The sequence below is a fragment of the Enterobacter cloacae complex sp. CDL013 genome (genome assembly GCF_049238805.1).
Classification (GTDB): Bacteria; Pseudomonadota; Gammaproteobacteria; order Enterobacterales; family Enterobacteriaceae; genus Enterobacter; species Enterobacter hormaechei_C.
On the sequence record NZ_JBMKGT010000006.1, the window covers coordinates 90,286 to 116,949 of the forward strand.

At 55.7% G+C, this 26,664-nt stretch carries 19 protein-coding genes and 2 pseudogenes; all 21 read right to left on the minus strand.

Features of this window, described 5'->3' with window-relative positions:
* Positions 1–4 precede the first annotated feature (4 nt).
* The 21 genes and pseudogenes from ACOTXD_RS13375 to ACOTXD_RS13475 all read right to left on the minus strand — a co-directional run bounded on the left by ACOTXD_RS13375 (position 5) and on the right by ACOTXD_RS13475 (position 26,661).
* Positions 5–4,438, minus strand: coding sequence for an RHS repeat-associated core domain-containing protein (locus ACOTXD_RS13375; protein ID WP_061856466.1), 4,434 nt, complete (start codon positions 4,436–4,438; stop codon positions 5–7).
* A gap of 3 nt (positions 4,439–4,441) precedes the next feature.
* Complete coding sequence (locus tag ACOTXD_RS13380) at positions 4,442–4,882, minus strand: DcrB-related protein (protein ID WP_023324829.1); 441 nt, start codon at positions 4,880–4,882, stop codon at positions 4,442–4,444.
* Positions 4,883–4,958: 76 nt separating this feature from the next.
* Positions 4,959–6,035, minus strand: a complete 1,077-nt coding sequence (locus ACOTXD_RS13385) for a hypothetical protein (protein ID WP_023324830.1) — start codon at positions 6,033–6,035, stop codon at positions 4,959–4,961.
* A gap of 3 nt (positions 6,036–6,038) precedes the next feature.
* Positions 6,039–6,593: a hypothetical protein gene (locus tag ACOTXD_RS13390; protein ID WP_234783487.1), complete on the minus strand. Its 555-nt coding sequence runs from the start codon at positions 6,591–6,593 to the stop codon at positions 6,039–6,041.
* 75 nt (positions 6,594–6,668) lie between these two features.
* Complete coding sequence (locus ACOTXD_RS13395; protein ID WP_072204174.1) at positions 6,669–7,166, minus strand: hypothetical protein; 498 nt, start codon at positions 7,164–7,166, stop codon at positions 6,669–6,671.
* Complete coding sequence (locus ACOTXD_RS13400; protein WP_061856467.1) at positions 7,159–9,081, minus strand: type VI secretion system Vgr family protein; 1,923 nt, start codon at positions 9,079–9,081, stop codon at positions 7,159–7,161. Before ACOTXD_RS13400 ends, ACOTXD_RS13395 begins: the two co-directional genes overlap by 8 nt.
* Positions 9,082–9,240: 159 nt before the next feature.
* A pseudogene (tri1, locus tag ACOTXD_RS13405) lies at positions 9,241–10,329 on the minus strand (ADP-ribosylarginine hydrolase Tri1); the annotation flags it as partial.
* 50 nt (positions 10,330–10,379) lie between these two features.
* Positions 10,380–10,760 (minus strand): immunity protein Tsi6 family protein, encoded by a 381-nt coding sequence (locus ACOTXD_RS13410; RefSeq protein ID WP_022651396.1) that lies wholly within the window; start codon positions 10,758–10,760, stop codon positions 10,380–10,382.
* 80 nt (positions 10,761–10,840) lie between these two features.
* A pseudogene (locus ACOTXD_RS13415) lies at positions 10,841–11,164 on the minus strand (ADP-ribosylglycohydrolase family protein); the annotation flags it as partial.
* Positions 11,165–11,227: 63 nt separating this feature from the next.
* A complete protein-coding gene (locus ACOTXD_RS13420; protein WP_045895848.1) occupies positions 11,228–12,301 on the minus strand; it encodes a hypothetical protein in 1,074 nt (357 codons plus the stop codon).
* Positions 12,302–12,323: 22 nt separating this feature from the next.
* On the minus strand, positions 12,324–12,758 hold the full coding sequence (locus tag ACOTXD_RS13425) for a hypothetical protein (protein WP_022651399.1): 435 nt from the start codon (positions 12,756–12,758) through the stop codon (positions 12,324–12,326).
* Positions 12,759–12,782: 24 nt separating this feature from the next.
* Positions 12,783–13,838 carry a PAAR domain-containing protein gene (locus ACOTXD_RS13430; RefSeq protein ID WP_061856471.1) on the minus strand — a complete coding sequence of 352 codons (1,056 nt, stop codon included), beginning with the start codon at positions 13,836–13,838 and terminating at the stop codon, positions 12,783–12,785.
* Between the two features lie 22 nt (positions 13,839–13,860).
* A complete protein-coding gene (locus ACOTXD_RS13435; RefSeq protein WP_061856472.1) occupies positions 13,861–15,819 on the minus strand; it encodes a type VI secretion system Vgr family protein in 1,959 nt (652 codons plus the stop codon).
* A gap of 197 nt (positions 15,820–16,016) precedes the next feature.
* Positions 16,017–16,763: an ankyrin repeat domain-containing protein gene (locus ACOTXD_RS13440; RefSeq protein WP_061856705.1), complete on the minus strand. Its 747-nt coding sequence runs from the start codon at positions 16,761–16,763 to the stop codon at positions 16,017–16,019.
* An 11-nt stretch (positions 16,764–16,774) separates the two neighbouring features.
* On the minus strand, positions 16,775–18,241 hold the full coding sequence (locus ACOTXD_RS13445; protein WP_003859977.1) for a hypothetical protein: 1,467 nt from the start codon (positions 18,239–18,241) through the stop codon (positions 16,775–16,777).
* Between the two features lie 25 nt (positions 18,242–18,266).
* Complete coding sequence (locus ACOTXD_RS13450) at positions 18,267–19,700, minus strand: serine/threonine protein kinase (protein ID WP_022651404.1); 1,434 nt, start codon at positions 19,698–19,700, stop codon at positions 18,267–18,269.
* A 24-nt stretch (positions 19,701–19,724) separates the two neighbouring features.
* Positions 19,725–22,340 (minus strand): type VI secretion system ATPase TssH, encoded by a 2,616-nt coding sequence (gene tssH, locus ACOTXD_RS13455; protein ID WP_048208544.1) that lies wholly within the window; start codon positions 22,338–22,340, stop codon positions 19,725–19,727.
* 38 nt (positions 22,341–22,378) lie between these two features.
* Positions 22,379–23,422: a type VI secretion system baseplate subunit TssG gene (gene tssG, locus ACOTXD_RS13460; RefSeq protein ID WP_022651406.1), complete on the minus strand. Its 1,044-nt coding sequence runs from the start codon at positions 23,420–23,422 to the stop codon at positions 22,379–22,381.
* Positions 23,419–25,290 (minus strand): type VI secretion system baseplate subunit TssF, encoded by a 1,872-nt coding sequence (gene tssF / locus ACOTXD_RS13465; RefSeq protein WP_032628408.1) that lies wholly within the window; start codon positions 25,288–25,290, stop codon positions 23,419–23,421. Before tssF ends, tssG begins: the two co-directional genes overlap by 4 nt.
* A 2-nt stretch (positions 25,291–25,292) precedes the next feature.
* On the minus strand, positions 25,293–25,856 hold the full coding sequence (gene tssE / locus ACOTXD_RS13470) for a type VI secretion system baseplate subunit TssE (protein WP_015570336.1): 564 nt from the start codon (positions 25,854–25,856) through the stop codon (positions 25,293–25,295).
* Positions 25,849–26,661, minus strand: coding sequence for a type VI secretion system accessory protein TagJ (locus ACOTXD_RS13475; protein WP_061856474.1), 813 nt, complete (start codon positions 26,659–26,661; stop codon positions 25,849–25,851). The genes tssE and ACOTXD_RS13475 overlap by 8 nt, the downstream gene beginning before the upstream one ends.
* Between the last annotated feature and the right edge of the window lie 3 nt (positions 26,662–26,664).

Genomic DNA, 26,664 nt, shown 5'->3' on the forward strand with positions numbered 1-26,664 from the left:
GCTTTTACTCCGGAATTATAGTAACACGTTCAAAAATAACAGGGTAATTACGTTCGATTGGTAGCAACTGTAATGCCCCACCTTTACCATACTCAGGATATGCACTGGTGAAAAGCTCATATCCAGGCCCTCGACCACCATTGGCAAGAGGTACTTGCACCTGAGGCACTCCATTTTTATACAGTTGTAATGTATCAAACTCACCTAATAAACGTGCATCACTCCATGAATCAGGATTACCTTTCTCATAAAAAATTTGATAGGCGTCCCTGGCTTCATGTGCAGATTTATATTTCGTATACCCAAAATAACTTAACGGGGCTGATTTATTTTCTATTGTCTGTGGAGCATATTTGCTATCCATATAACGATATGCTGTAGAAGGCATAGTCGAACTAGGGCCATTTGGACCAACATAGAAATCAGGTTTTGTTTTACCGCTACACTCGCGGCTCAACCCCCACGGATCCACCCACCCCAGCGCATTCGGCGCATACTGGTAAAGGTTAATCCCTCCCGCCAGCCCTATCGGGTCCTGCTGCGTAAATCGTCCGCAGTCCGGGTCATAATACCGGAACAGATTGTAGTGCAGCCCTGTCTCACGGTCCAGGTATTGACCCTGCATGCGCAGGTTCTGAGAATATCCTGATACCTGCGTTTCGCTTTCCCGCAACAGCTTGCCCCAGGCGCTGTTTACCCCTTCCCAGCGCACCTGTCCTTCGCTATCCGTCATCCGTTCCGGCGTGCCGTTCGGCTGACAGTGGAACCAGAAGATTTCCGGGGCATCAACCCCGTCGATACGCGCCAGCGGATCGTAGCTGTCCTGATCGCTGTAGACGTAGGTCAGCGGCACATCCCCGTGCACTTCCTGCAACAGCCGGAACCCTTCCCAGACAAACCGCGTGGTGACTGGCTTACCGGTTGGCTGGCCGCCCAGCATCTGGCGGCGCGTTTTGCTGATGCGTCGCCCGAGCGGATCGTAGCGGAAGCTGACCTGCGTCTGCGGCCTGTTGCGGTCCCGCGGCTGGCTGATGACCTCCGTCAGGCGGTGCTCGCCGTCGTAGCGGTAGTGCCAGCGGGTCTGGCCGTTATCTTTCTCCACGGTGCGACCATGGATGTCATAGCGCCAGCGAATGCCGTTCAGCTGCGTCAGGCGGTTGTGCGTCACCTTCTCAGCAGAGCCTTCGAGCGGGTTACCGGCAGCATCCCAGCGCCACTGCTCCTGGCCGGGCAGCGTGCCGTCCTGAACCAGCAGCCGGCCTGCGCTGTCGTACTGCCAGCGGTACCAGCTGAACGGGTTATCGTCCCGCTCTTCGCGGACCAGGTTATTGCGATAGTCGTAATCCCAGCGGCGGGACCAGCGGCGCGGCGACGGGCGCTGGGCATTGCCGGTAAAGACGTCCCGGCGATGCAGTCGGCCAAGGCGGTCGTATTCGCTGCGGGTGGTCAGCAGCCCCTGCGTACGGCTGGTTTCACGGTGGAGTTCGTCGCGGGTAAAGTCGGAGACCGACAGCTTATCAAGGGCAATGCTGAGCAGATGCCCACTACCGTAGTAGAACTGTTTCAGCTCCCGGCCATCGGGCAGCGTGACGGAGGTGCGGTTACCCAGCGCGTCATACTCCCACGCCAGCTCCCCGTGTTCGCCCGTTTCGCGGGTGACGCGCCCGAGCGCGTCATACTCAAACACAAGCTCCTGCTCGGCCTCGGCGCTCCAGGCATCGGCTGAAAGTGCGGGATGCAGCCCAATCCGGCTCAGAAGGCCGGACGGGGTGTAGTGGTAGCGGGTCTGCCCTTCCGGCGTGGTGCGGGCGACCAGCTGGCCGCTCGCGCTCCAGGCGAAAGCATGGGTGATGGCCTCCGGATGTCCGGCGGCAAAGGTGCGCGCTATCGTACGCCCGCAGGCGTCATAGCGATACTGCGAGGCCACGCCATCAAGCCCCACCTCTTCCAGCAGCAGCGAGTCTGGCCCCCAGCGGAACTGATACGCTTCGCCGTTCTCGTTTTCCAGGGCAATCAAACGCCCGCGGCTGTCCCAGCGGCGGCGCACCTCTTCACCCTGCGTATTGCGGGTGGCGGTTAAGCGCCCTGCCTCGTCGTATCTGAACTCGCTCTCTTTCCCATCGGCGCCCGCATGCTTCACCGGCAGGCCACGTTCGTTCCATTTGAGCGATTCCGTCCAGCCTTCCGGGCGATCGAGCTGCACCGGACGCCCTGCGGCGTCGTAGCGGTAGCGAGTCTCTTCACCGTCGGCGGCTGTCTCAGCCACCAGCCAGCCCAGCGGATGATAACGGTATTGTGTCACACGGCCCGAACAGTCCGTCGCACGCACCATCTGCCCGGCCTCGTTGTACTCCTGGTAGCGGCTGTTCCCGGCGGCATCGACTTCTTCCACAACCTGACCAAACTCGTCCCGACGCAGCAGCGTGGTCTGCCCCATCGGGTCCACCACGCGCTTCAGCCCGTGATGTTCGTCGTACCAGAACCGGGTGGCGCTGCCGTCAGCTTCGATAATGGCCGCGGGAAGCGCGCGGTGCTCCAGCCAGGTGGTGGTGCGGGTGTTGCCGTCGGCGTCGATCTCCTGCACCCGGTTGCCCATGTCGTCATAGACGAAGGTAACGGCATTACCCAGCGGATCGATGCGACGCGTTAGGAGTTCGTTGTCATCCCACTCGTAGCGCCAGTTCTCACCGCTCTCGTCAACGTAGCGAACAATGAGGTTTTGCGCGTTCCAGTAATGCTTTCGCGTCTGACCGTCGTAGTGTTCGACGGTCGTCAGCCCGGCGGCTAAATCATAGCTAAAGCGACAGCCGTCGCCGGTGCTGGTGCGGTTTTCCACCACGCGCCAGTGGTCGAATTTTTGCCAGCGGTATTCGCTCTCCAGCCCCCCCGGCAAACGGTGCCAGACCATCAGGCCGTGGTCGTTGTAACGGTATTCACGCGTCACCACGCCGGAGGCATCCGTCGCGCTCGCCAGCTGGCCGCGCGCATCGTACCCCCACTGCATCAGCGGCCAGGTTTTGTTGCCGTCGAGATGGCTGGCTGCGGTAACACGCTGCGGGAAACGTTCATCGTCATAGCGCAGGGTGACATCGATCGCTCGCGGCTCATCATGGATACCAACCAGCCTGCCGTGCTCGTCCCACGCCGTCAGCAGCGCATTGCCGTACTCGTCGCTGAGGGAGGCCAGGCGCATGATGGCTGGGTTAGCGCGGGTCGGTTTATACAGACGCCACACCGCGCCGTCATCGTCGGCTATCGCCACGTCGCCGCTCTCATTGCGGCGGATAATGATGCCTTCGCTAATGCTGTAAAACGCGCGGTCGACCGGCGGCAGTTCAAAGCTCAGCTCGCGCCCGGTTTCATCGAACCAGGTGGCATTGTTTTCTTCCAGCGTCAGATAGCTGTCAAAGGTGGTAGCCCAGCCCAGACCGAAAAGCCCTTCGCGGGTGGTCAGGCTGTTGTAGCTGCGCTGCCAGCGCAGTGGAAAGTGCCCCGGCAGCGAGAAATCGAGTTCGTCGTCGTCATTCAGCACCTTTACGCCGGTAGCAGCGTGAACCGGGTGCGAGGAGCCGAACACGGCGTTGACGGCCATATCAGCCAGCATCCCGCCACCGGCAGCAGCCAGCGCGCAGGGCATGTTTTTAAGGATCTTGCCCGGACGCCCGCGCAGCAGGGAGAGCGCAATCATCCCCAACGCCAGACCCGGCGTTTTACCGCTTTTGATATCGCGGACCGTGAGGGTGTCGCCGCCGATGATCACGTTCGGGGAGACGTCGTCGGAAACGGTGCCTTCGCAGGTGGTACGATCTTTCGCGCGTACCGCGGGCTGTCCGTTGATAAAGACGCTTTTAGAGCCTTCCGCCAGATACTGTGGCCCGGAGTGTTTATCACACGCCACCTTGTCTTCTTCCAGCGGCGAGGTCCCTGCGGCGGCAGAGGCGACGCTGGGCTGCCACATCTCGCTGCCGAACTGTCCGGCAGCGGAGAGCAGCATGCCCGCGTAGTCGTCAAAGCTGCCCGGCGACTGCGGCTCAGGGGACGGGGTATCGGCAGGCGTTAACGTCCCGGCGGCGCGTGCAGCGGGAAGTTTATTTGTCAGAACATTGCTCGAACCGGTGGTGATTTTACCCGCAGGCGACGGCGGGAAAAGCGCATTGCCTAATCCTTCAGCGGCGTTGCTGATATCGTCGGTGATCCCGGCGACGTTCGCCAGAACCCCACCAATAATGCCGCTCAACAGACAGCTGGACCCAATCGCCGCCACGCCCGCTGCTGCGGCCCCGGCTCCCAGCAGTGGGGCCGCGACGGTCGCTGCCGCGCCCACCGCCGCGCCAATCACCGCATAGGCGGCACCTTCCGCCACAATGCTGGTAATATCAGCAAAAATGGTGGAGTGAATAATCTCGTCGCCCTTACGGGCCGCGTTGTTATCGCTCATGCCTTACACATTCCGGTTGTCGTTTAGCGTCAGACTTTTCTTCAGTGCGCTCCAGCGCGCCTCGTCCTCTTCCGTAAAGGCTTTTAAGGCCGAGAGGGTAAAAATCATCAGTACCGGTTTGCCTGGCGTCTGCACGGCCAGCTGTTTTTGCCACAGGCGCTGGCCGTTACGGTCAAAGGTGGTCTCAACTTCTATCCCATCAATGTTGCCGGCAGGCCCGGCTTTTACGTGCTGAAATTCGCTCTGGGCGATCTCACCCATCTGAGGACGCAGCACGTCCCACTGGCGGTGAAACTCTTGTTCGTAGTTGCTGCCGTCCGGGATAACGCCGCGACTGACCACCACGGACAGCCCGCTTTCGTCATCGCGAATGATGTTCATGCTGTTGTCCTGCCAGGCGGCAGGAAAAAGGGTAAAGGAACCTTCCTGGAGGGTGTATTTCATAAGTGAACTCGGGATGATTAATATTGTGAGAAACAAAAGAGGCCAATCCGTGCTGGCCTTTTGGCTGGCTGTATAGTTATTTAAGCCACTGGCCTGACTGTTCGACTAAAACATGACTGCCTTTGCTGACAACCAATTTCACAGGTGCATACGTTACGGTGTAAACGGTCTCGCCATTCTTGTACGTTGAGCCGATTATTTTACCTGCGGAGTCGTGCAACGTTTTTCCCCTTAAGGAGATCGTACTGTTATCGCTTTTGCGCACGCCGAGATAGACCATCTGGTCACATTCGCTATCAAAATGACCGCACTTATTTATAAGAGAAATAGCGAACCTTTCGGTGTCCAGTTTTCTGGTTTCAGCGTTTTGAACCGAAGCGGCTTTACGTAACGTATAACGCTGCGGAGCATAATAATTTCCTTTTTGAGGAGGAGTAACTAAACGCCATTCCATCTCACTCCCCTTTATTTCCAGAACAGCCCGGCCGCCTACGCCGCCAAATGATGAGTTGAACTCAACGTTGGCACGATTGCCAGCGATCGTACCGCTAAGATTTTGCTCATCATCTTTAGGGCAATCTATGCGGTTTCCTCTCTGGGAGATATAGCAATAAGAGCCGGTGATCCGGTTGCCTGATTCAGCTAACCGCAGTGTTAACGTCGAGTCGTTCTCGAATTCGCCAGCCCAGTCCCCGTCAAACGCGAGACCTGCCTGGATGTTCGTTGCAAAATGCATAGCATTGAATCTGGCAGCCCATTGCTGAATATCGGCATGAATAACCGGGCTATTATCAGAAGACTGGTAATGAATGACGTCCGACTCCGGAACCACCCAGGCCGCAAAGATTTTGCCGTCAGGATCGATGACCAGCGCTGACGCATTCTCCTGGTAGAGATCCTTTAGCCAGCCTTCGACAAACAATCCTCCACCTGTGGTGGTATGCGGTTCACCGAAGACATCAAAGTTATCAATAAAGGTCTGGTAATGATTTCCCAGCGTCTTCCTGAGATTGTCTGTCACTTCACTGTCGTTAACAATGTGACTAACCGTATTGAGCTTATTGTACTGCGATAATTCAAGTGCCGTAGAGGTTTCAACGACACCAGCCAATAAAGCCGCGCACAATGCGGGTGCTAAAAATTTATTGGGCATAATTTACTCTGAAGAACTATTATCGTAATTCATTGTTATTTTCACAACGTTGCCGCCCTTCATCTCAAAAGAGAGTACTTTTTTACCCAACGCATAGGAAACCCACTGGGTCCCGGAATCATTTTCAACAAGGCCATTGCCGTATGCGTTGTTCAGCTCTCTGGTTGTTGAACCCACATGGACACCCCGCGGCGTTGCGAAGTCTTCGGCAGTCAGCGTAATCTGCGACACGATATAATCATCAACGCTTCGTTCAGCTTTATCCCACCAGAGATTTGAACTGAATATTTCTAACCCAGCCCTTTGATGCTGGTAGAATTTATAGTTCGTTCCGTCAAAAGGAACCTCACCGACAAAGTTTCCTTCCCACGGCACATCAATTTTACCGGCACTATCAGGAGACCATCGGTCGCCCAATGCGACAGGCTGATCTTTGATCTGCACAGAAAAATCCCGTTTTGTCAGAACGGGAGGCATCACCTGAGCCAAAACCACATTGCTGCCGAGACAGGTAAACATCAGGGCAGAAAAAAGAAATGTCGGCGTGTGTTTTTTCACGTTAATCGTCATTTATTGAATGTGTATTGCAATTATCATCCAGAAGAAACCGCCAGGACATGAGTGCAGTATTTCTTAGTCTGCGCTAATGACGACTGAACCCAGACAGTGAGGATTTTTCACGGTGAAACTGAAGCTCACCTTTTGTCCATTCATATCTTTTCGGGCTGTATAGCTGGTCACTTCGTTCTCCGAACGGCCGCGCGGATAATCAGTTAACCTCAACTGCGGATAGCGCTTTTTAACGGTATCAAGCGTTATGCATTGACCTGAGGAGGGTGAAAAATTCAGTAAAGGCGCCATGCCGTCGTTATCTTTGCTTAAACGTAACTCAATTGCGGTTATGTTCGTCCCATCGGCGAGTTTGATATCGTCGGCATTGTAGAAATTGATATATTCATTTTGCCTGGTCATCTTAAACGATAACGGCGCATTACTAAGGGTTGTAACGGATAACGTCTTAAGCGATGCGCTCATCCCGGAAATGAACATCCAAAGATCCTTTTTCTGAGCGTCTCCTTCAGCCATTCCCGTCGTTAATAATGCGATAAGTACCGCACCGGCCTTACTCATCTTTTGGCGTAAATTTCGCCTGCACCGCCGCATCAATATCCCCTTTATGCCCCGATCCCGGCGCCGTAGTGCCCGGCTTGGTTCCCGACGTGTTCAGATGCAGCTTACCGCCCGTGGTGATATACCCATCCCCTTCGACAAAGAAGTTAAACTCTTTGCCGATCAGGTTAATCTTGCCGTTCGCGTTGAGTTCAATGGCGCTCTCACCCGAGACCAGCCGCAGCTTCGTCCCGGAAGCAATAACATACTGCTCTACCGCCGCATCCAGCTTGCCTTTACCCGTCAGGATCTCGGTTCCGCCTTTCACGGCCTGGATCTGATTAGCCTCCACGCGATGCAGCTCATTTTTCTTCACGTAATGGCTGCGCGCGCCGCCAACGGTGTGCGTTTCATCATTTTTAACGCTGGTGTCCATGTTGCGCTCGGCCTGGATCCACACCTGCTCTGCGCCCGCCTTGTCCTCAAAGCGCAGGGCGTTGGCGTTGTCCACGGAACCGTCCTTGGTGCGGCTCATAAAGCCCATCTGCGTCGCGGCAGCAGGCAGCGCCCACGGCGGCATGCTGGCTTCGTTATACACGCGACCAGTGATAATCGGACGGTCCGGGTCGCCGTTGATAAAGTCCACCACCACCTCATCGCCGACGCGCGGGATCTGCACCCCGCCGTAGCCCTGGCCCGCCCAGGCGCTCGACACGCGCACCCAGCAGGAGCTGGTGTCATCGCCCTTCGCCAGACGGTCCCAGTGGAACTTCACCTTCACGCGGCCGTATTTGTCCGTCCAGATACTTTCACCCTGCGGTCCCACGACTTTCGCCGTTTGCGGGCCGTAGGTGCGCGGCCACGCCGTGCTCTGCGCCGGACGGTACGACACCGACGCCGGGATAACGGTGAAATCGGTGCGGTGAATGGTTTCCCCCTCGCCGCTCGCGTAGCGGTTCTCCTCGAAGTGGTAGCCCGCCGCCGTCACCAGATACTCGCCGTTGTCGCTGAAGAACGGCGCGTTGGTCAGGGTGAAGATGTGGCCCGGCGCAATGCCCGCCGCCGTGGCGGTGGCCTGAATCTGCTGATGCTCAACCTGCCAGCGCTCCTGACGGATGCGGGCGTAGAACTCCGCATGGCCTGTCTCCACAAAGCGACCCGGCCAGTCGTACACGTCGATGCTGCCCGGTTTCGGTGACGCCGGGTTCTGCTGCGCCTGGAACAGCCACGCATTCGGCTTGCGGAAGTCGTAGTCGTCGAGGCTGTAAATCCCCGGCGTGACGCTGTCCTCCAGCGCCCACTGGCTGATGCCCTCTTCATCCGTACTGCCGCCGGACGGCGTCTGATGGTAAGGAATGACCTCATAGCCGCTGAACGGCTGATGCTGCGTCGCGGCGTCGGTCAGCACCAGGGTGTGCTTGTCCGCCTCATGGCGGAAGTAGTACGCAATCCCCTCCAGCTCCATCAGGCGGCTGATGAAGTCCAGGCTCGACTCCTGATACTGCACGCAGTAGTCCCACACCCGGTAGCTGCCGGTGAGTTTGTCTTCGAGGTTAACCTGATGCTCACCCAGCAGGGTTTTGACAATCTGCGGTACCGTCTGGCCCTGGAAGATACGCAGGTTACGGTCGCGCTTCATCGGCCACAGGTCCGGCTCCACCGTCAGCTGGTACACCGCATAGCGGGTGCCCGTCAGCTCCACGGCGCTCACCGCCACGCGGGTAATCTTGCCGTTAACATAGCGGGAGGTCAGCAGATTCTGCGTCGGGATGGTCACCGTGACCGGCTGACCGAGCAGCCTGCTGCGGTCGATGCGCGCGTCTGTGCCGAGCACGGTCAGCGTCAGCGCGAACGACTCGGACATCGCCTCGTGGCCGGAGAGTTTCCAGAAGAGCAGCCCCTCAACCGGGAGCTGGACGGTAATTCGGTTGAGCATAATCTTTATTCCACTATGGACGAATCTCAGTGCCAGAAGTTAACTCATCTCAGTATGCAAAGCGGAAACGCCGTTGATGTGATAATGAGTAGCTGTAAGATTGACTTCGCTTGCCACAAAATAAAACTACTTTTCCTGTAGTTTCATTGAGATAAACAGTTATAAGAAAGTGTCTTCGGGGGCTCTATCGAACAATTCACCAGCCATTTTGGCGATACGTTCATGTTGTACAAGATTGTTTTTCCACTCCTGCGGAATACCGGAATAACCATATAATGCTCCAGCTATTTGTCCCGCCGTCGCCGCAACGCTGTCAGCATCATCGGCAAGGTTGGCTGCCAGCAGAATGGCATCACGGAAATTATCCGTATTCCATACGGACCACATCGCGGCTTCAAGCGTATCGATAACATAACCACTTGAACGAATCTGATCGCGAGTTTTTTGCTTATATTCACCCGCGTTGATAATCATTACGCGTGGCTGAAGCGGCATAACGTGCGGAGAAAAAACAAAATCTTTATTGCTACCGTTAATCATATGCACAAGCAAATAACTTAAATACTGCGTGCAATTGATTGCTTCCGCGGCACCGTGTGTTGCGATACATTGTTTTTTAGCTTCATAAAACGCTTTGCTTAATGACTTTCTAAAAAAAATAGAGACAGGGGCTTGTCTGATAATGGAAGCATTACCCGCAGTTTCTGGAGCAGTATTGCCGCTCCATCCTGGGCCAATTGTTAAATATTGCTCTAAAGCAAATCGCGTTGTATTACCTATATCAAAACAGACGCCATTTGAACTGTTATAACCATGCTGATACCATTCCAGAAGCTTATTCCTGAAACATATAGTATCAGCATCGCCTTTCTCAAGAAGCGTTTCCGCAAGACATAATGCCATGGATGTATCATCCGTCCATTCGCCTGCACGAAGTTGAAATGGCCCACCTCCTGTCATATCTTTGACGTATGCTCTGTCACGAGGCAAAAATTCGAGCGTCGTACCTACAGCATCTCCAACAGCAAGACCAATAAGCGTACCTACCGCACGATCCCGTGATTGCGCTAGTGAGATATTACATGGTGGTGGTAAATCCCATTGTTTTTGTACATCACTATTTGAGGATGACTCTAATGGCTTATTATCATACGTATACTGCATCCTTCGCTGGACTGAAGGTCTGCTAATGGGTAAGTATTTACGATATCTATCAACATATGTTAACAAGGCATTTAAATCAGCATGTTAGTCAATCACCTTTCACCCATAATAAAAAATATTATTCATATGAAATACTAAAATTCATCAGGGAATTTCTTCATGAGGTTTTGTTTCTTTTTATTATAGTTGGTATCGACCTCATGCGGCAGCCTAACCTTTAACCCTCGGCGGATTTGATCCACAATAAACCAGGCATCTGACAACCTTTCAAAAAACAACTCATCAGAATGATCAAACTCCTTCCCTGCATACATACCGAACGTCATATCCCATAATTTCGCTCTATCCTTTTCCTTGCCTTCGATTAAATCCCGTAGAAATAATAATTGTTGTACAATAGAGTCGTACATTTGCAAAAGCGGGGATTGGGGATCACGATTCTTGACGTCTGCATATCTTTTCTGTGCTAAAGTTAATGCTCTATCAACGTAACCAAACATTGTCATTTCATTCATTGCAGTAGATTCAGTTAACTAAAAATTCCATACCTGATCGCAAGTCATCATATGCCCTCGCTTACCCTTGGTAATTCTAACTATAAAAAATTATCCTCAGGTGCTCTATCGAATAGTTTACCCGCCATTGTGGCAATACGTTCGTGTTGTACGAGTTTTTCTTTCCAGTCCTGCGGGATAGCGGAATAACCATACAACGCCCCCGCTATTTGTCCCGCCGTCGCCGCAACGCTGTCAGCATCATCGGCAAGGTTGGCTGCCAGCAGAATGGCATCACGGAAATTATCCGTATTCCATACGGACCACATCGCAGCCTCAAGCGTATCGATAACATAACCACTTGAACGAATCTGATCGCGAGTTTTTTGCTTATATTCACCCGCGTTTATGATCATATTTCTGTGCAACAAAAATAAAACCACATTTCTATGGTTTTATTTAGATGGCCATGAATTAACTTTGTCAGCTCATCGTTTTTCTATGCGAAACGTAGAAAGAATAATTTCCATACATCGTTTATTGGTTTCGTAATAATAATCCCGATGATTACGATGGGGCCCAACCACCTCAACGTAACACCATAAATCATTAATTTTGAAGATACGCATGTCGTAATAAGCCCTGATATTCTCAGCAGCGCTGACAACCTCTCCAGTACAGCTATAAAGATCGCCTGTAAACGTGAGGTTGATATCATTTGGAATGCTGGCAATGTCCGACGTCGCAAGAGAGACCGCACTATCGTGACGGTTAAAACGCGCAGTTGCTACTTCGAAAATAGCCTGCGCAGAAGGATAATCAGTCTGACGGAAAAGACAGAAATTAATCACTCCATGGTTGACATTACCTAACGTGTGTTCAATTACCAGACGATTATCATCCAGTGTACTCACCTGCCATGAATCCGGAATTTTAAATCCATTGTCATTTTTGTTGCTAAGGCTAACTGTTTTCAACAGTTCTGAAAGCATCATATTGCTGCGATGCATTAAATCCCAGTTGATAGCAATCAGGAAAATAGTATCGGCGATCGAGTTGTAATCCTTAGAACCACAAGCCGTTTTCAAAAGGAAGTAATTACCTCCACCATTTACAGGATTATAATCCTTTTGCACCGTATACCGTGAAACGACCTCATCACCCGATGGCATCTTTTTAATGGACAGGATATCCGCAAATTTCCCACTTCCTGAAGGATGCGTAATTATCCTCTGGCTCAGTACTTTCTCGCCCATTAAGTCGAGCTTATTGATAAGCCAGTCTGACGCATTCATCTCCCACTGGCAGTGTTCATACGCAGCCCAGACTTCAATATAGGGGCCGGTGTCATCGGCGATGTATCGTCCAATATTCGTCAGTCCAACCTCCTGAAACGTGACCGGTTTTAACTCTGCTGGCTTAACATTCTGTGGTAACAGTAGCCAGTAATGGAACATCTCTTTTTCTCCGGAGGTATAGAGACATTTCCAGAATTTTTCCCGAATCTCTTTTTCCTGATCCTTCATCTCGAGAGGAAAAAGATATTTTTTTTCAGTAACCATAATGCAACCTCACTCGTCGCGCTTACTTAAGCCATAAACCCGAAAACATAAGGAAGCTTCCGAGGGTAATTAAGCTTTTAGCAAAGATAAGTAAGCCTGGCGCCACGGCACGTGTCATAGACGATAATTTTTCATAATTTTCTGCGTTGTATCTTTTGTGCCCCCCCATAATCCCGGAAAATAACGTGCACAGCAGGACTACTGTGACCTTTAATCCCCAGACGCACAGGAAAGACATGGATAAGATGATCGAATAATGTTTGGCCGTTGCGACGGAAAATAATGACATTGACTGAGCAAGCCATTTCAACGTAAAGCCAATGACGACTGTAGCCACTAGCACCAGAACGAACATCAACCCAGCCAGGAGCCATTGTTTTTTGTTAAATAAATCTTTTCCATTCCAGATTAGCGCTAGCGTCCAAATCATAAAGAGAATAAAGAAAAACCAATGCATTACAACGTTCCCCATTTACACATTTTAATCTCCTACCAGGACTGTAACACAGCCCGTCTTAATCACACCATCGCCACTGCCCGCCGCTGGAGAAGGCTTGCTCTCATCATCGTCATAAATCCAGTCAAGGATCGGTTTGAGAGCCAATTTGATACTGGCATCCCCTCCCAGACCAAGCGCCACTGCAAGCTCACCTGATACCTTGAGGTTAAACGAATAATCTGTACTATCAATCCAGGTTCCCACGCCAGCAGAAGCGCCAGCGCTCCCTGCACTCCCTGAAAGTTTGCCATCGGCAACGACTACGCCATAAAAATCGGCTTTAGCCGTCGCTTCTCCTTTGACCGCCGCTGCTTCTGCGCCAAGTTCCACATTAAAACCATAACGTCCTTTATTACCGTCGTACATTTCACTGACAGCCTTCGCTTCAGCGGTTGCCAGATACACGTCCCCACCAACCCCGCCGTATTGCTCCCCTTCTTTTCCAATGCTACCCGAGGCGCCATATTGTATCGCGGTAGCGTTAGCATTGAGGTTGATAGCCCCGTAATCGGCCCTATCTGTCACTAACGTGCCGCTGGCATTCGCCACCCCTACTTTTGTACGAACCTCGCCTTTATATTTATCCTGGCTTTTTGTATTCCCGACCGTGATATCGGCAAGCGCGAATCCGGCTGAAGCCGTATCGGTTTTTCCAAAGCCGGATTTATCTTCAAGACTTGCATAGGCGCCGAGCACCCGGGCGTCGTAAACATCACCATGTATAGCACCATCTTTACCCGCACCCTTCGCCGCCGTTCCTCCCCAATATTGCGGAGGTGCAGGTTGAGTGGTTGCGACCGCAGGGGTCGCTGAAGTATTGCAACCCGTCTTGTCGCCTTCCCTGGCGAGAGGTAAACCGTTCACAAATACCGTTGTTGAACCGCTGAGAATACTTCCCTGACCATGTTGAGAACATGAAAGCGGGTCGCCTTTTCGTGCCGCCGGAAATCCGCCAATAATTACGTTGGGACTTCCGCTTTGAATTGGGCCAGTATGTGCGCTGGAATCAATGCGCGCTCTGGCGGCTGGTTTTCCCATAATAGCGTTCTCTGTACGCAGATTAACTGTTAACTTTTACAATCGCGCCCTTAATATCGGTAAGGTTAGTTCCCGTTATACTCACCGTATCATTTGCCTTGAGCTCGGTATTGATCCCATCACCCAGTTTTGTAAGCTCTTCACCTTTGAAGATGGCTTGTTCCACAGCCTCTGCTTTGAGGTTGCCTTGGCCTACATGAATCTCAATGGTATCCGGGGCGATCAGAATATAGTTGTCTTTAACTTTTAGTTTAATCGTGGTCACAGATTCCAGCAGCGCGTTACCTTCTTTATCCATGGTCAAGACGGTTTGATCTTTCCCAACGTTTATAACGTGCTTGTTACCAATATTATGCGTTTCATTATTACCTACATCTGATTTCTGGTTCCGCTTAATCGTTATATTCTCATCCTGTCCGATGGTTTTTCTACGATCGACACCGACATCATGAGTTTCAGAATTTTCTATATCCGTATCCATATTTTTTTCTGCATGGATCCAGATCTGCTCGTGCCCGGCTTTATCTTCAAAACGGAGAATATTGGCATTGTCTTTATGGCCATCTTTGCTGCGGCTATAAAAGCCCATCTGCGTCGCCGCGGCCGGCAGCGCCCACGGCGGCATGCTCGCGTCGTTGTACACGCGCCCGGTAATGATCGGACGGTCCGGGTCGCCGTTGATAAAGTCCACCACCACCTCATCACCGACGCGCGGGATCTGCACCCCGCCGTAGCCCTGGCCCGCCCAGGCGCTCGACACGCGCACCCAGCAGGAGCTGGTGTCATCGCCTTTCGCCAGACGGTCCCAGTGGAACTTCACCTTCACGCGGCCGTATTTGTCCGTCCAGATACTTTCACCCTGCGGTCCCACGACTTTCGCCGTTTGCGGGCCGTAGGTGCGCGGCCACGCCGTGCTCTGCGCCGGACGGTACGACACTGACGCCGGGATAACGGTGAAATCGGTGCGGTGAATGGTTTCCCCCTCGCCGCTCGCGTAGCGGTTCTCCTCGAAGTGATAGCCCGCCGCCGTCACCAGATACTCGCCGTTATCGCTGAAGAACGGCGCGTTGGTCAGGGTGAAGGTGTGGCCCGGCGCAATGCCCGCTGCCGTGGCTGTGGCCTGAATCTGCTGATGCTCAACCTGCCAGCGCTCCTGACGGATGCGGGCGTAGAACTCCGCATGGCCTGTCTCCACAAAGCGACCCGGCCAGTCGTACACGTCGATGCTGCCCGGTTTCGGGGACGCCGGGTTCTGCTGCGCCTGGAACAGCCACGCGTTCGGCTTGCGGAAGTCATAGTCGTCGAGGCTGTATATCCCCGGCGTCACGCTGTCCTCCAGTGCCCACTGACTAATCCCCTCTTCGTCAGTGCTGCCACCGGACAGCGTCTGGTGGTAAGGAATGACCTCATAGCCGCTGAACGGCTGATGCTGCGTCGCGGCGTCGGTCAGTACCAGGGTATGCTTGTCCGCCTCATGGCGGAAGTGATACGCAATCCCCTCCAGCTCCATCAGGCGGCTGATGAAGTCCAGGCTCGACTCCTGATACTGCACGCAGTAGTCCCACACCCGGTAGCTGCCGGTGAGTTTATCCTCAACGTTAACCTGATGCTCAGCCAGCAGGGTTTTGACAATCTGCGGTACCGTCTGGCCCTGGAAGATGCGCAGGTTACGGTCGCGCTTCATCGGCCACAGGTCCGGCTCCACCGTCAGCTGGTACACCGCATAGCGGGTGCCCGTCAGCTCCACGGCGCTCACCGCCACGCGCGTCACCTTGCCGTTGATATAGCGGGGGGTAAGCAGGTTCTGCGTGGGGATGGTCACCGTGACCGGCTGACCGAGCAGCCTGCTGCGGTCAATGCGCGCGTCTGTGCCGAGAAGGGTCAGCGTCAGCGCGAACGACTCGGACATCGCCTCGCGGCCGGAGAGTTTCCAGAAGAGCAGCCCCTCCACCGGGAGCTGGACGGTAATTCGGTTGAGCATAATCTTTATTCCGTAATGGTTTATGCTGGGAACGTTTATGAACGTAAAGCTAATTTCGACGAGGTGGATTTGGATTGATGCAATGCTGGGTTGATTTGTCTGGAGGTACGAACTTTCGTTTTTATAAATCCAAAGAGTGCAGGCTTTTGGAAGCTCCGGAAAAAACCTTATCTCTGGCTTTCATGAAAGTTGAGCAATCACTTAACCGGCGCAGGTGGCCACACGCCCCCTTTCTGAATAAGTTTCTCTTTTATTTCGTTTAATTTCTCGTATTGCTCACTGCCTCGCTCGAGTCCATTAAGCGCGTCCGCGAGCGCATTGCTCATCGACCAGCCATTTTTGGCCTTAATTGACGGATCCGCTCCACGATCGAGCAGCAACAAGACATGATCGTAAGCCTGGTTATCCAGCGCATCAAACACCAGCGTTTTACCCAGTGAATTGGTTGAGTTGACGTCAGCACCGCGATCGAGCATGGCTTCCAGCGTCTCTGTATTTTTCGCTTTAAGCGACTGGAAGACGATCGGTTCGTGGAAAACCTTATCTTTCACGTTGGGTGAGAGGCCACCGTCCAGCATCGCGTCGATCCAGTCCGCACTGTCTCCCTTTAGGGCAAATTCGGCAGGACTGCTTTTTCCCTGCGGTCGAGGCTGGAGCGGATCTGCGCCAGCCTTAACAAGCAACGTAATCACCTTTAAATGGGGCGATGTCTTTTTATCATTAATCGCGTTGCCGATGGCCCAAAAAAGCAGGGTCATATCCTGCTTTCCCGGTTTATTAAGATCGCTGTCTGGTGCAAGCGTCTTCACCGCGTCGACATCGCCTTCTTCAATCGCTTTCGCCAGTTCAAGCTGCTGACCGCTGAAGTAGTCCTGTGGATTAAGGTCCATATCCTGCTTACACCCCTGAATCATGAATAAAAAACATAACGCGACAAAAGCCATCAACCCTTTTTTCACAATCGACTCCCGATTATCGAAATATCCTCATCCTTCTGTTGCTCTATGCAATCAATCGCCTGATTAATCCCGTGGCGGTCCAGCGCACTTCCGGTTCCACCGGGAAGGTCATGGGGTATTCCGGCAGCATTAGGGCTCAGCGCAGAGATTTCCTCTTTGAGGATCCACGAAGGGACATGCCCTTTCATCGTTTTCAGATCTTCCCAGGGGTTAACTTCCTGAATCTTCGTCAGCAGTTCACCTTCAACCCGATACGCCTGGATATTATCCGTACTGCCTAATATCTTACCGCCGTATTTTTCTACGGTTCCGGCATTGAGGCCGGCGGCGTTAAACGTCCACCCCGCTTTCCCGCTGCCCATAGAGGTTGCAGAGGCGAGACCACCGCCAAGGGAATGACCGGCAATATCAATATTCTGGCCTGACCTTGCCAGCTCCTTACCGATACTCACGGCCTTTTTATAATAATCTGAAGCCATACCCATGCCCTGTGAGAAGTTATTCGACCAGTCAGCCCCGTTTACCACCGGCGCCAGTTCCCCTTTGGTCAGTAGAGAGGAGACATTCTCAGACAGAGAGGCGAAGCCAGGCTCGCGCGATCCCCTGAATACCAGCGTGGGGTTCATATCTGCACCAAACACTTCCGGCTTCGGTTGATAGACGCGCGCCAGAAAATTGGGGGACGTATCATCGTCAAAGAGCATGGATTTGTTCAGCCCGAACTTTCCTAACAGCGCATCGTCATTACTGATATCCGTCCATCCCTCCGGCACGCCCGGTGTGGTTTCCAGCGGGTTCACGGTCTTATAAATATTTTCCGCAAGCTTCGCTTTTTCCACCGCGATATTATTCGCCGCCAGACGTTTCGCGGCGATCTGGGCATCCGGATAAAGGCTATTGCTCCCCTTCGCGATCAGATCTTTACGCGCCTGCCAGCGTTCTGCTTTGGTCATCTTCTGAAGCTGCCCGGCATAGGTTTTACCGTCCTTGCCCGGAGTAGGTTCATCCGGCACCTGTGCCGTTTTAGATTTCACCACCTGTTTTGGCAGTACCGTTGGCGCAGGGCGAGATCCGTACGTTCTCACCATAGTTTCGTAGCGGTCAACAATTGTACTCACCGGATACCAGCCCAGGCCGACCAGCGAGGCAGCCTGGAGTTGCCCTTTGGCGTTGATATAAAAAATTTCCGTTACTGATGACCAGTCACGAAAACTTTCGTCAATGGCAACCACTCTGCCCATCTCTAAATCCTGCGCGATCAGCGTACGGGTATCGCGCCCGGACTGATAAGGATTCGCACCGGTGATCGTGCGCAGCAGATCGTAGCGCGTGAAGAGTGAGCGCAGCGAATGGTCGGGAACCGACATAATCCACTGTCCGGCAACGGACGGGCGGATTATTTTCGCAAACAGCGCTGGCGAGACGTTCTCGTGGAACAGATAGACAAACTTGATGTTATACATTCGCTCCGTCCTGTTACCCGCAGGCTTACGGATTCACCAGCCAGGTGCCTGGCTTCGCAATATCCAGCGTCTGGGTACGCGTTCTTCCATTGCCTTCCAGTTCAATGCGGGTCTCGCCCGCAGGCAATTTCAGCGATGCGTAACCGTTATTCCCCGGACGCAGCGCTTTAGACTCGCCGTTCACCTTCAGCGTCTCGCCATCAAGCATGCGGATGTAGACCAGCGCGACCGGGCTGGCGTCGACAGGCGGCGCACTCTGCTGCGCCGTAGCAGGTGGCGCTACCGGCTCGCTCACGTCTGCCGTTGCCGGTCTGGTTTCCGATTGGGAGGAGGTCTCAGCCGGAGGGCTCACGGCAGGGGTTTGCGCCGTCTGCTCTGGCGTTTCCTGACTGCCGCCGCCGAACAGCATCGCACCGGCAACCACCCCAACCAGCACGCCCGCGGCCACCAGCCCCGGAAGCTTGTAACGTCGCCAGTCCAGCGCGGAAGCAGATGCCTCCTCTTCCACCGGCACCAGCATCGTGCCGGTCTTCTTCGCAGTCAGCACCTCGTCGATACCGGCGACGGGCATCTCGATCAGCGCCGCAAACTCCTCAATGGATTGCGGACGGTCTTCCATATGCAGCGCCAGCGCCTTGTCGATGGCCTGAAGCAGCGGAATGGAATAACCCTGCGGCATCAGCTCCACCAGTGGTTTGCAGGTGTCCTGAATCGAACGCACCACGCTGACCGGCGGCGGAGAGCCGACGATGAGGGTGCGCAATACGGCGCCGAGCGCGTAGATATCCGTCCACGGCCCCTGCTCGCTTTCATTGTCGTCGGTATACTGCTCGATAGGCGCGAAGCCCGGACGCAGCATGGTTTCCGTCTCATCCGAGAGATTACCGATGGTGCGGCGTGCCGATCCGAAATCGAGCAGCACCGGCAGGCCGTTATCCTGAATCTGAATGTTATCCAGCGAGATGTCGCGGTGTAGATAACCCTCGTCGTGGATTGTTTTGATGGCGCCGAAGAGCATTGGCAGCATGCGGCGGATCCACGCCTCGTTAATCAGCTCCGGTTTCTCTTCGCGCAGACGCGACAGCGTGGTACCGCTGTAAAACAGCGTCCCCATATAGGCCGTGTCGTTTTGCACCCAGAAACGCAGTACGTGCAGCAGGTTCGGGTGGTTAAAGCGCGCCAGCAGGCGGGCTTCCTGGATGAAGCTGTTCAGACCGGCAGAAAACGCTTTGCCGAAGCGCTCGCTGCGCAGCACCAGCGTCATATCCTCGCCGCGCACGGCGAGGGAGGAAGGCATAAATTCTTTGATAGCGATAGTGCGTTCGAGCTGGTGATCCCAGGCGCGATAGACGATGCCGAATCCGCCGCCGCCAATCACCTCTTTTATCTCAAACTCATTGAAACGGTACCCGACCGGGAGCGCGTTTGGGACAGTCCGATTGTTATCATTATCCGTCATCTTTTACAGTTCTCTTGATGATTATTACGCGGCAAACTGACAGTGGAACTCGCCCTGCTCGCAGGTGACATGCAGACGTCGGTACTGCTGGTCGCTGCGGCTGGCGGTAAGTAAAATCTGGCTCATCTGAGGCAGCAACGTATTGGTCAGAATCGCATCCACCATACGCCCGCCCGACTCAACCTCGGTACAGCGCTGAACAATCTGTTCGACCACGCTGTCGTCAAATTCAGAAATAATGTTGTGATTCTCTTCCAGACGACGCTGAATGCGCCTGAGCTGAAGACGCACAATCTGCCCCAGCATCTCGTCGCTGAGCGGGTAGTACGGCACCACCAGCAGACGGCCCAGCAGCGCCGGTGGGAACACCTCCAGCAGCGGCTGGCGCAGCGCGCCGCTTAAGGCCTCAGGCTCCGGCATGAGGTCCGGATCGGCGCACATGGCGCTAATCAGCTCGGTGCCGACGTTGGAGGTCAGAATAATAATGGTGTTGCGGAAATCAATATGGCGCCCCTCGCCGTCTTCCATCCAGCCTTTGTCGAAGACCTGGAAGAAGATCTCGTGGACGTCCGGGTGCGCTTTCTCAATTTCGTCCAGCAGCACGACGCTGTATGGACGGCGGCGGACGGCCTCGGTTAATACCCCGCCTTCACCATACCCTACGTACCCCGGAGGCGCACCTTTTAAGGTGGAGACGGTGTGCGCTTCCTGGAACTCGCTCATGTTGATGGTGATGACGTTCTGCTCGCCGCCGTACAGGGATTCGGCGAGCGCCAGCGCGGTTTCGGTTTTACCGACGCCGGACGGACCGCACAGCATAAAGACGCCCACCGGCTTGTTCGGATCATCAAGCTTCGCCCGCGAGGTTTTCACGCGGCGGGCAATCAGATCCAGACCGTGACGCTGGCCAATAACACGCTGGTTCAGCGTGTCGGCAAGGTTCAGAACCGCGTCGATCTCGTTTTTCACCATCCGGCCCAGCGGGATCCCGGTCCAGTCAGAGACCACCGCGGCAACCACGTTTTCATCCACCGCGGCAAACAGCAGCGGTTCGTCACCCTGTAAGATCTTAAGCGCCTGCTGCTGTTCTGCCAGCTGGCCGCGCAGTTCAGCCGTATCCTCATCTCCCGCCGCAAACAGCGCGGCACGCAGACGGATAATCTCCTGCACCCGCGTGCGCTCTTCTTCCCAGCGACGGGCTAGAGCTTCGCGTTGGGTTTCGAATGCGTCACGTTCGGCGGTTAAGGTCGCCACACGCGCCGGATCGCCCGCCCCCACGCGCGCTTCGCGTTCAGCAATCTCCAGCTCCACGTCCAGGGCCGCCAGGTGACGCAGACAGTCTTCCAGCTGAGCAGGCGGCGCGCTCTGGCTGACGGCCACGCGCGCGCAGGCGGTATCCAGCAGCGCCACCGCTTTATCCGGTAGCTGACGCGCAGGGATATAGCGATGCGACAGTTTCACCGCCGCGCTGACCGCTTCGTCGAGGAGTAAAACCTGATGATGGGTTTCCAGCGGCGACACGGTGCTACGCAGCATCAGTACGGCTTTCGCTTCATCCGGCTCGTGAACCTGTACGGTCTGGAAGCGGCGGGTCAGCGCAGGATCTTTCTCAATGTATTTTTTGTATTCCGCCCAGGTGGTCGCGCCGATGGTGCGCAGTTGCCCGCGCGCCAGGGCTGGCTTGAGCAGGTTAGCGGCATCGCCGGTGCCCTGCTGTCCGCCTGCGCCAATCAGGGTGTGGATCTCATCGATAAACAGAATAATTGGCGTGGCGCTGGACTGCACCTCGTTAATCAGCGCCTGGAGGCGCGCCTCAAATTCCCCTTTCATGCCCGCTCCGGCCTGAAGCATGCCGATATCCAGCAGCCACAGCTGAACGTTTTGCAGCGGCTCCGGCACGTCGCCGTCGGCGATACGCAGCGCCAGCCCTTCCACCACTGCGGTTTTCCCGACGCCGGCTTCCCCGGTCAGCAAGGGGTTGTTCTGGCGACGACGCATCAGGATATCGACCATCTGGCGGATCTCTTCATCGCGCCCCACCACCGGGTCAATCTTGCCTTCCCGGGCGCGCGCCGTCAGATCCTGACCATACTGCGCCAGCGTGCCCTGCGCAGCCGGTACTGCCCCGGCAGGCGCGTCCGCAGCGGCGGCGGCCTGCTGGCTCTCTTTGCTGCTGGCGCAAATGGCGTCGAACTGCTCGACCAGCACCTCAACGTTAAGACGGGTGAACTGCGCCGAAATACTTTTCAGCACGTTAGCCAGATTCCACGTTTTCAATATGCCGATCAGCAAATGGCCGCCGCGGATGCGGCTGACGCCAAATTTCAGCGAGCCGTAGACCCAGGCGCGCTCGACGGCGCTGTCGATATGCTCGGAAAGATCAGACACGGAACTCGCGCCACGCGGCAGGGCATCCAGCGCCGCCACGATATCGCGCGTCAGCTGCTGTTCATCAAGGGCGAAGTGACGGATGACCTGTTGCAGATCGCCATCCTGCTGCTGCATCAGCTGATGCAGCCAGTGCACCAGCTCAACGTACGGGTTGCCGCGCAGCTTACAGAAGGCAGTCGCGCTTTCCAGAGAGGTAAATAACAGCGTATCCAGTTTGCCGAAAAGCACGGCACGGCTAATTTCTGACATGTTAGTTTCCATTAACAATGATTCGGTATACGGAAGGATTATCGCTCTGCGCGATACACCAGATCGCCACGCGGAACAGGCTGAGGCTGAAGGCCGAGCCAGGTGTTGTACCCTAATCGCCCGGCGCTACCGAGCGTGGCGCCCTGCACCGCATCGGCGCGCAGGATCACCCGTGTTTCCCATTCAAATTCCACCCCGGCGTACTGTCGCACCCAGTCGCGCAGCTCGGTGACCCATCCTTCGCCCGGCAGAAAACGGTTGTAGTCGTCTGCGCTCAACGGGCCAATCTCGAGCCGGAATTTATGCTGCACGTCGCGTACCGCAATGCCGAGAAAAGCGGACTCTCCCATGCGCGGCAGGCGACGCCCCTCACCCAGCTGTGCCTGCTCCCGCGTTGAGAGCGGCATCCACTGCGGGACGTTGGCCACCAGCCTGACCGGCACGTTGAAATAGTTGCGCAGGATTTTCTCCAGCCCTTCCGGGTCCCGCCCGTGGCGGGTCAGGTGCCCGGCGTGAGTAAAGCGGGCATGCGCGCTCAGGCTGCCTTTCGACATCTGGGCAGGCTGCCCCATGCCAATCAGCGATGCCAGATACCCTTCGAAGCGCCTGTTGTCGTCGCGATCCAGTGAAACGGCAGGCTGCGCGTCCGCCCAGGCGCGGTAGAACAGCAGCGTCAGGCGGTGGTGAAAGAGGTCGGCAAACGCGCTGAGGCTGTGATCCTGATGATGATGAATACGCTCGCGGGCATACTCAGTCATGTGCACCGGCAGTGGGCCGTTAGGACCAAACAGGCCGAAGCTCAGAATGGAAACCTCATGCAGTCCGTTCTCTTCCCGCTGCCGGACCTCAGCAACCGTTGACGGCGCAAAGCCCATTGAAGGCTGCTGACCAATACGCAGCGGCTCAAATTTAGGCAGCGGTGCGCGCCCCAGCGGGTAACGCTCGCCGCCCTGGGCATCAATGCGTCTTAACAGCTGGAACAGATCGTAGCGCCACGGCGTCTCGCGCACTCCGCGCCAGAACGCATCGGGCAGCGGCGTCAGGCGATGCACGCGCAGCGTTGCAGGGGCAACTTCACTCATACCAGCGCCCTTTTACCCATACGCGGCGCCCAGTAGCCGATTTCGCCGCGCTGCTGGCTCTTGAGCGTGAACTCCGTAAAGCTGTTGATGGAGACCAGGCGGGCAAAAAGGCGCTCCAGCACGCTGCCGAAAAGCCACGGGCTGGCGCCGGAAAAGGCACGTTCGTCCACCGTCAGGGTGATGCCGATCCCGCGGGCGAACACCACCGGGCCGGGTTCCGGCACGCGGCGGTGCACCGGCTCCAGCACGCAGTGACGAACGCCATCCACCTGACGGGCAACCGGCGTCTCGGCGAGGTTGGCGTACAGCCCTAACAGCTGACGCAGCGCGGCAGCGCCCTCTTCGTTTTCGCTGTCCATCAGGCTAAGGTAGTTCATTTGCAGCTGGCTGATGAGCCGCCAGGTGCTGAACCCTTCGGCCAGTGCCGGACGCGGCGGCGTCGGGCCTTTACGCAGGGTTAACGCCTTCACCGGCATGGAGTCGGCCATAATAAACTGCCCAAGCTCCTGCTGGAGCATCAGCGGCAGGTCACGGCTGGTGCACAGCACCTCGGCGGAGATATAGCGCAGGTTTTCCTGCCACGGCGCGTGCTGCGCATCCACCAGCGAGACGAAGACCTCCGAGCCGATATAGCCCGTGCGGGTGCCATAGCGCAGCGCGTGTTCGGAGAGAACGCGCTGCTCACGGCGCAGGGAAAAATAGGCGCCGTAGTTGCCCGCGTCTCCGCTCCAGGTACTCCAGAACGGACGAAACGTCTGGTCGTCCCGCTGACCATCCGCGCTGGCATAGATTTTTTTCACGGCATAAATTTCATAATCCAGCGGGCGGATGTTATCCACCACCAGGTGGTATTCATGCTGGCTTTCGCTCAGCTTCTGCCGGGCCGCCACTTTCGGGAACAGGTTGATCACCGGCGTGCAGTGCAGCGCCAGGTGGCTGGCATCCACCACGCGCTCCAGCTGATCGTCGCTCTTGTCGAGCAGAATGAAGATATCAAACGCTTTTTCGTCTTCGCAGCGCTGGATCAACTTGCCCAGCCCGCTCAGGCTGATGAAACGAAAACGCGCCGGGAACGCGAAGTACTCCTGCAACAGGCGATAGCCGTCAAAGTTACGCAGATCGTCCGGGAGCAGGGCCTGGTCCGCATCAAAGCCTTCCTGACGCAGGGCGTCAGACGACAGCAGCTGGCGCTGGGGCTGCTTGCTGACCGTCTGGCAGACGATGCCCGCGTGGTGCTCCATCACCAGCTCCAGCAGCTTCAGCGCCTCGATGTCCGGGCCGCTTAAGAAGAACTCCAGGCGGTCAAAATCCAGGTGCCCGAGATGCTGCGGGCCATCGCAGGCAATGCGGACCCGTAAGGCGCTGCTGATCCCCCGCTGACTCAGGCCGAGCTGGGCCAGCGGCAGATCGGCGGGAACGCCGCCCAGCTCGATCCGCTCAATTTTTAAAGGCAGCAGGTTCACCTCGTGCGCCGTGGTATAGCTGCACGTAACGCCGGTTTTTTTCAGCGCCAGGCTGTCCATCATGGTGCCGCGCGGCACAATAAAGCCTTTGCTCAGGTCGCCCCGGCTGCTGTCGGGCTGAATTTCAGCGATCGCCATCGACGGCGTAGGCGCCAGATAATTTGGCGCAATCATCTCCAGCATACGCTGTGAAAAGCGCGGGAATTCGGCGTCCATTTTCATCTGCACGCGGGAGGTCAGGAAGGCGAAACCTTCCATCAGGCGCTCAATGTACGGGTCCGCCACTTCGATGCCGCGCATGCCGAGCCGCCCCGCCACTTTCGGGTAGCGTTCGGCGAACTCCGCGCCCATCTCGCGCAGATAGGCCAGTTCACGGTTGTAATATTCGAGCAGTTTGCTTTCCATCATTACCCCGCATCTTTCAGTTCAAAATGGCCGTTTTCCAGATCGACGTCGGTGCGAAAGAGAAACTCCAGCGGATACGGCACGCACCACAGGCGGCCTTTGATTTCGATAGACAGAACGTTGTGCAGATCTAACGAGGAGGTATCGGACACGCAGCGAACCTGAAGCCCCTGGGGCAGGATCCGCGGTTCAAAGTTAATAATCGCTTCGGTGAGCTTGCGCTGAATGTCGTGCCATTCGATATCAGACATTCTTTTCCCCGCCAGCGGCGCGACGCCGAAGTTAACGACGGAACGGCTCACCTGCGTCAGCCCGCTCAGATCGCTGGAGGCATCGTGGTTGATGGTATTAAACAACCACTGTAAATCCCGCAGGACGTTACGACGCAGCGCGGCGTGGGTAATCAGATTGCTGTTGGCGGACTCGCGTTTTTTTTCCGGATCGTTATCCGTCAGGCGATCCAGCAGTGAGGGCTGCATTTTGTCCCGCGCCCCCACCTTCTCCTGCCTGCTGCGGGCCTGCCAGCCGCTGCGCAGCAGATCGCCTTCGCCAGCGGGATTACTCATCCGCACCATCCGCAGCAAACGTCACCAGGCTCAGGGTGAGCAGCGGGCTTTCGCTTTGCTCGCTCAGCCAGGCTTTCTGCCCCATGCCTTCATACAGGACACCGTCGTCGTCGAGCGGGAGCCACTCGGTGGTGCGCCCCAGTCTAACGCTATCGGAAGCGCCGTCAGCAAACGGATAACGCGCCGGTATCTGACACACCTGCTCGGTGCCGTCCGTGAGGCGGACCAGCGCATGACGCCACACCAGATCGGTCACGCTGGCCGGAGCCTGAAAACGGATCGCATCGATGGCGCAGAACGGCACCCAGAAATAGCGGCCATTGACCAGGGTTTCACACACCGGCCCAAGACGGGCATCGCCGTCCATCAGCCATTCAAAGGTGTGGCTCTCTTCATTCTCCAGCGTGACCTGCCCGCGGCTTGCCGGGGCCTGTTCGAGTGCCGCCAGGCGCAGCGTTTGCGCTTGCCCGGCGCGTTCGGTCAGCTCCTGGGCTAACGTCGACAGCCACGGCCACTGCGCCTCGGGCATTGCCGGTCGCGCCTCTCCCGCGAACACGCGCGCCCGCTGCTGTTCACCCTGAATGGCCTGCTCCAGCAGCGTTACGGTTGGTTTTGCCTGCGGCATCAGCGCCAGCCAGCTCTTCAGCTGGGTCAGGGCGCGCGCCCAGTTGCCGCTGAGGATCAGAAACTGCACAAACGCGGCGCGCAGATCGGCATCCGCCGGACGAGCTTTGATTTCGGCTTCCAGGCGAAGCAGCGCGTCGCTAATCGACTCACCCGCCAGACGTTGATAAAGCGTATTCATAGC

Coding starts and splice junctions, on each gene's coding strand:
- tssG (WP_022651406.1), bottom strand. CDS start 23,422: ATGAGTGAAGTTGCCCCTGCAACGCTGCGCGTGCATCGCCTGACGCCG.
- tssE (WP_015570336.1), bottom strand. CDS start 25,856: ATGAGTAATCCCGCTGGCGAAGGCGATCTGCTGCGCAGCGGCTGGCAG.
- ACOTXD_RS13430 (WP_061856471.1), bottom strand. CDS start 13,838: ATGGGAAAACCAGCCGCCAGAGCGCGCATTGATTCCAGCGCACATACT.
- ACOTXD_RS13375 (WP_061856466.1), bottom strand. CDS start 4,438: ATGAGCGATAACAACGCGGCCCGTAAGGGCGACGAGATTATTCACTCC.
- ACOTXD_RS13450 (WP_022651404.1), bottom strand. CDS start 19,700: ATGACGGATAATGATAACAATCGGACTGTCCCAAACGCGCTCCCGGTC.
- ACOTXD_RS13410 (WP_022651396.1), bottom strand. CDS start 10,760: ATGAATGAAATGACAATGTTTGGTTACGTTGATAGAGCATTAACTTTA.
- ACOTXD_RS13425 (WP_022651399.1), bottom strand. CDS start 12,758: ATGCATTGGTTTTTCTTTATTCTCTTTATGATTTGGACGCTAGCGCTA.
- ACOTXD_RS13395 (WP_072204174.1), bottom strand. CDS start 7,166: ATGAGTAAGGCCGGTGCGGTACTTATCGCATTATTAACGACGGGAATG.
- tssF (WP_032628408.1), bottom strand. CDS start 25,290: ATGGAAAGCAAACTGCTCGAATATTACAACCGTGAACTGGCCTATCTG.
- ACOTXD_RS13440 (WP_061856705.1), bottom strand. CDS start 16,763: ATGGCTTTTGTCGCGTTATGTTTTTTATTCATGATTCAGGGGTGTAAG.
- ACOTXD_RS13435 (WP_061856472.1), bottom strand. CDS start 15,819: ATGCTCAACCGAATTACCGTCCAGCTCCCGGTGGAGGGGCTGCTCTTC.
- ACOTXD_RS13400 (WP_061856467.1), bottom strand. CDS start 9,081: ATGCTCAACCGAATTACCGTCCAGCTCCCGGTTGAGGGGCTGCTCTTC.
- ACOTXD_RS13445 (WP_003859977.1), bottom strand. CDS start 18,241: ATGTATAACATCAAGTTTGTCTATCTGTTCCACGAGAACGTCTCGCCA.
- ACOTXD_RS13420 (WP_045895848.1), bottom strand. CDS start 12,301: ATGGTTACTGAAAAAAAATATCTTTTTCCTCTCGAGATGAAGGATCAG.
- ACOTXD_RS13380 (WP_023324829.1), bottom strand. CDS start 4,882: ATGAAATACACCCTCCAGGAAGGTTCCTTTACCCTTTTTCCTGCCGCC.
- ACOTXD_RS13475 (WP_061856474.1), bottom strand. CDS start 26,661: ATGAATACGCTTTATCAACGTCTGGCGGGTGAGTCGATTAGCGACGCG.
- tssH (WP_048208544.1), bottom strand. CDS start 22,340: ATGTCAGAAATTAGCCGTGCCGTGCTTTTCGGCAAACTGGATACGCTG.
- ACOTXD_RS13385 (WP_023324830.1), bottom strand. CDS start 6,035: ATGCCCAATAAATTTTTAGCACCCGCATTGTGCGCGGCTTTATTGGCT.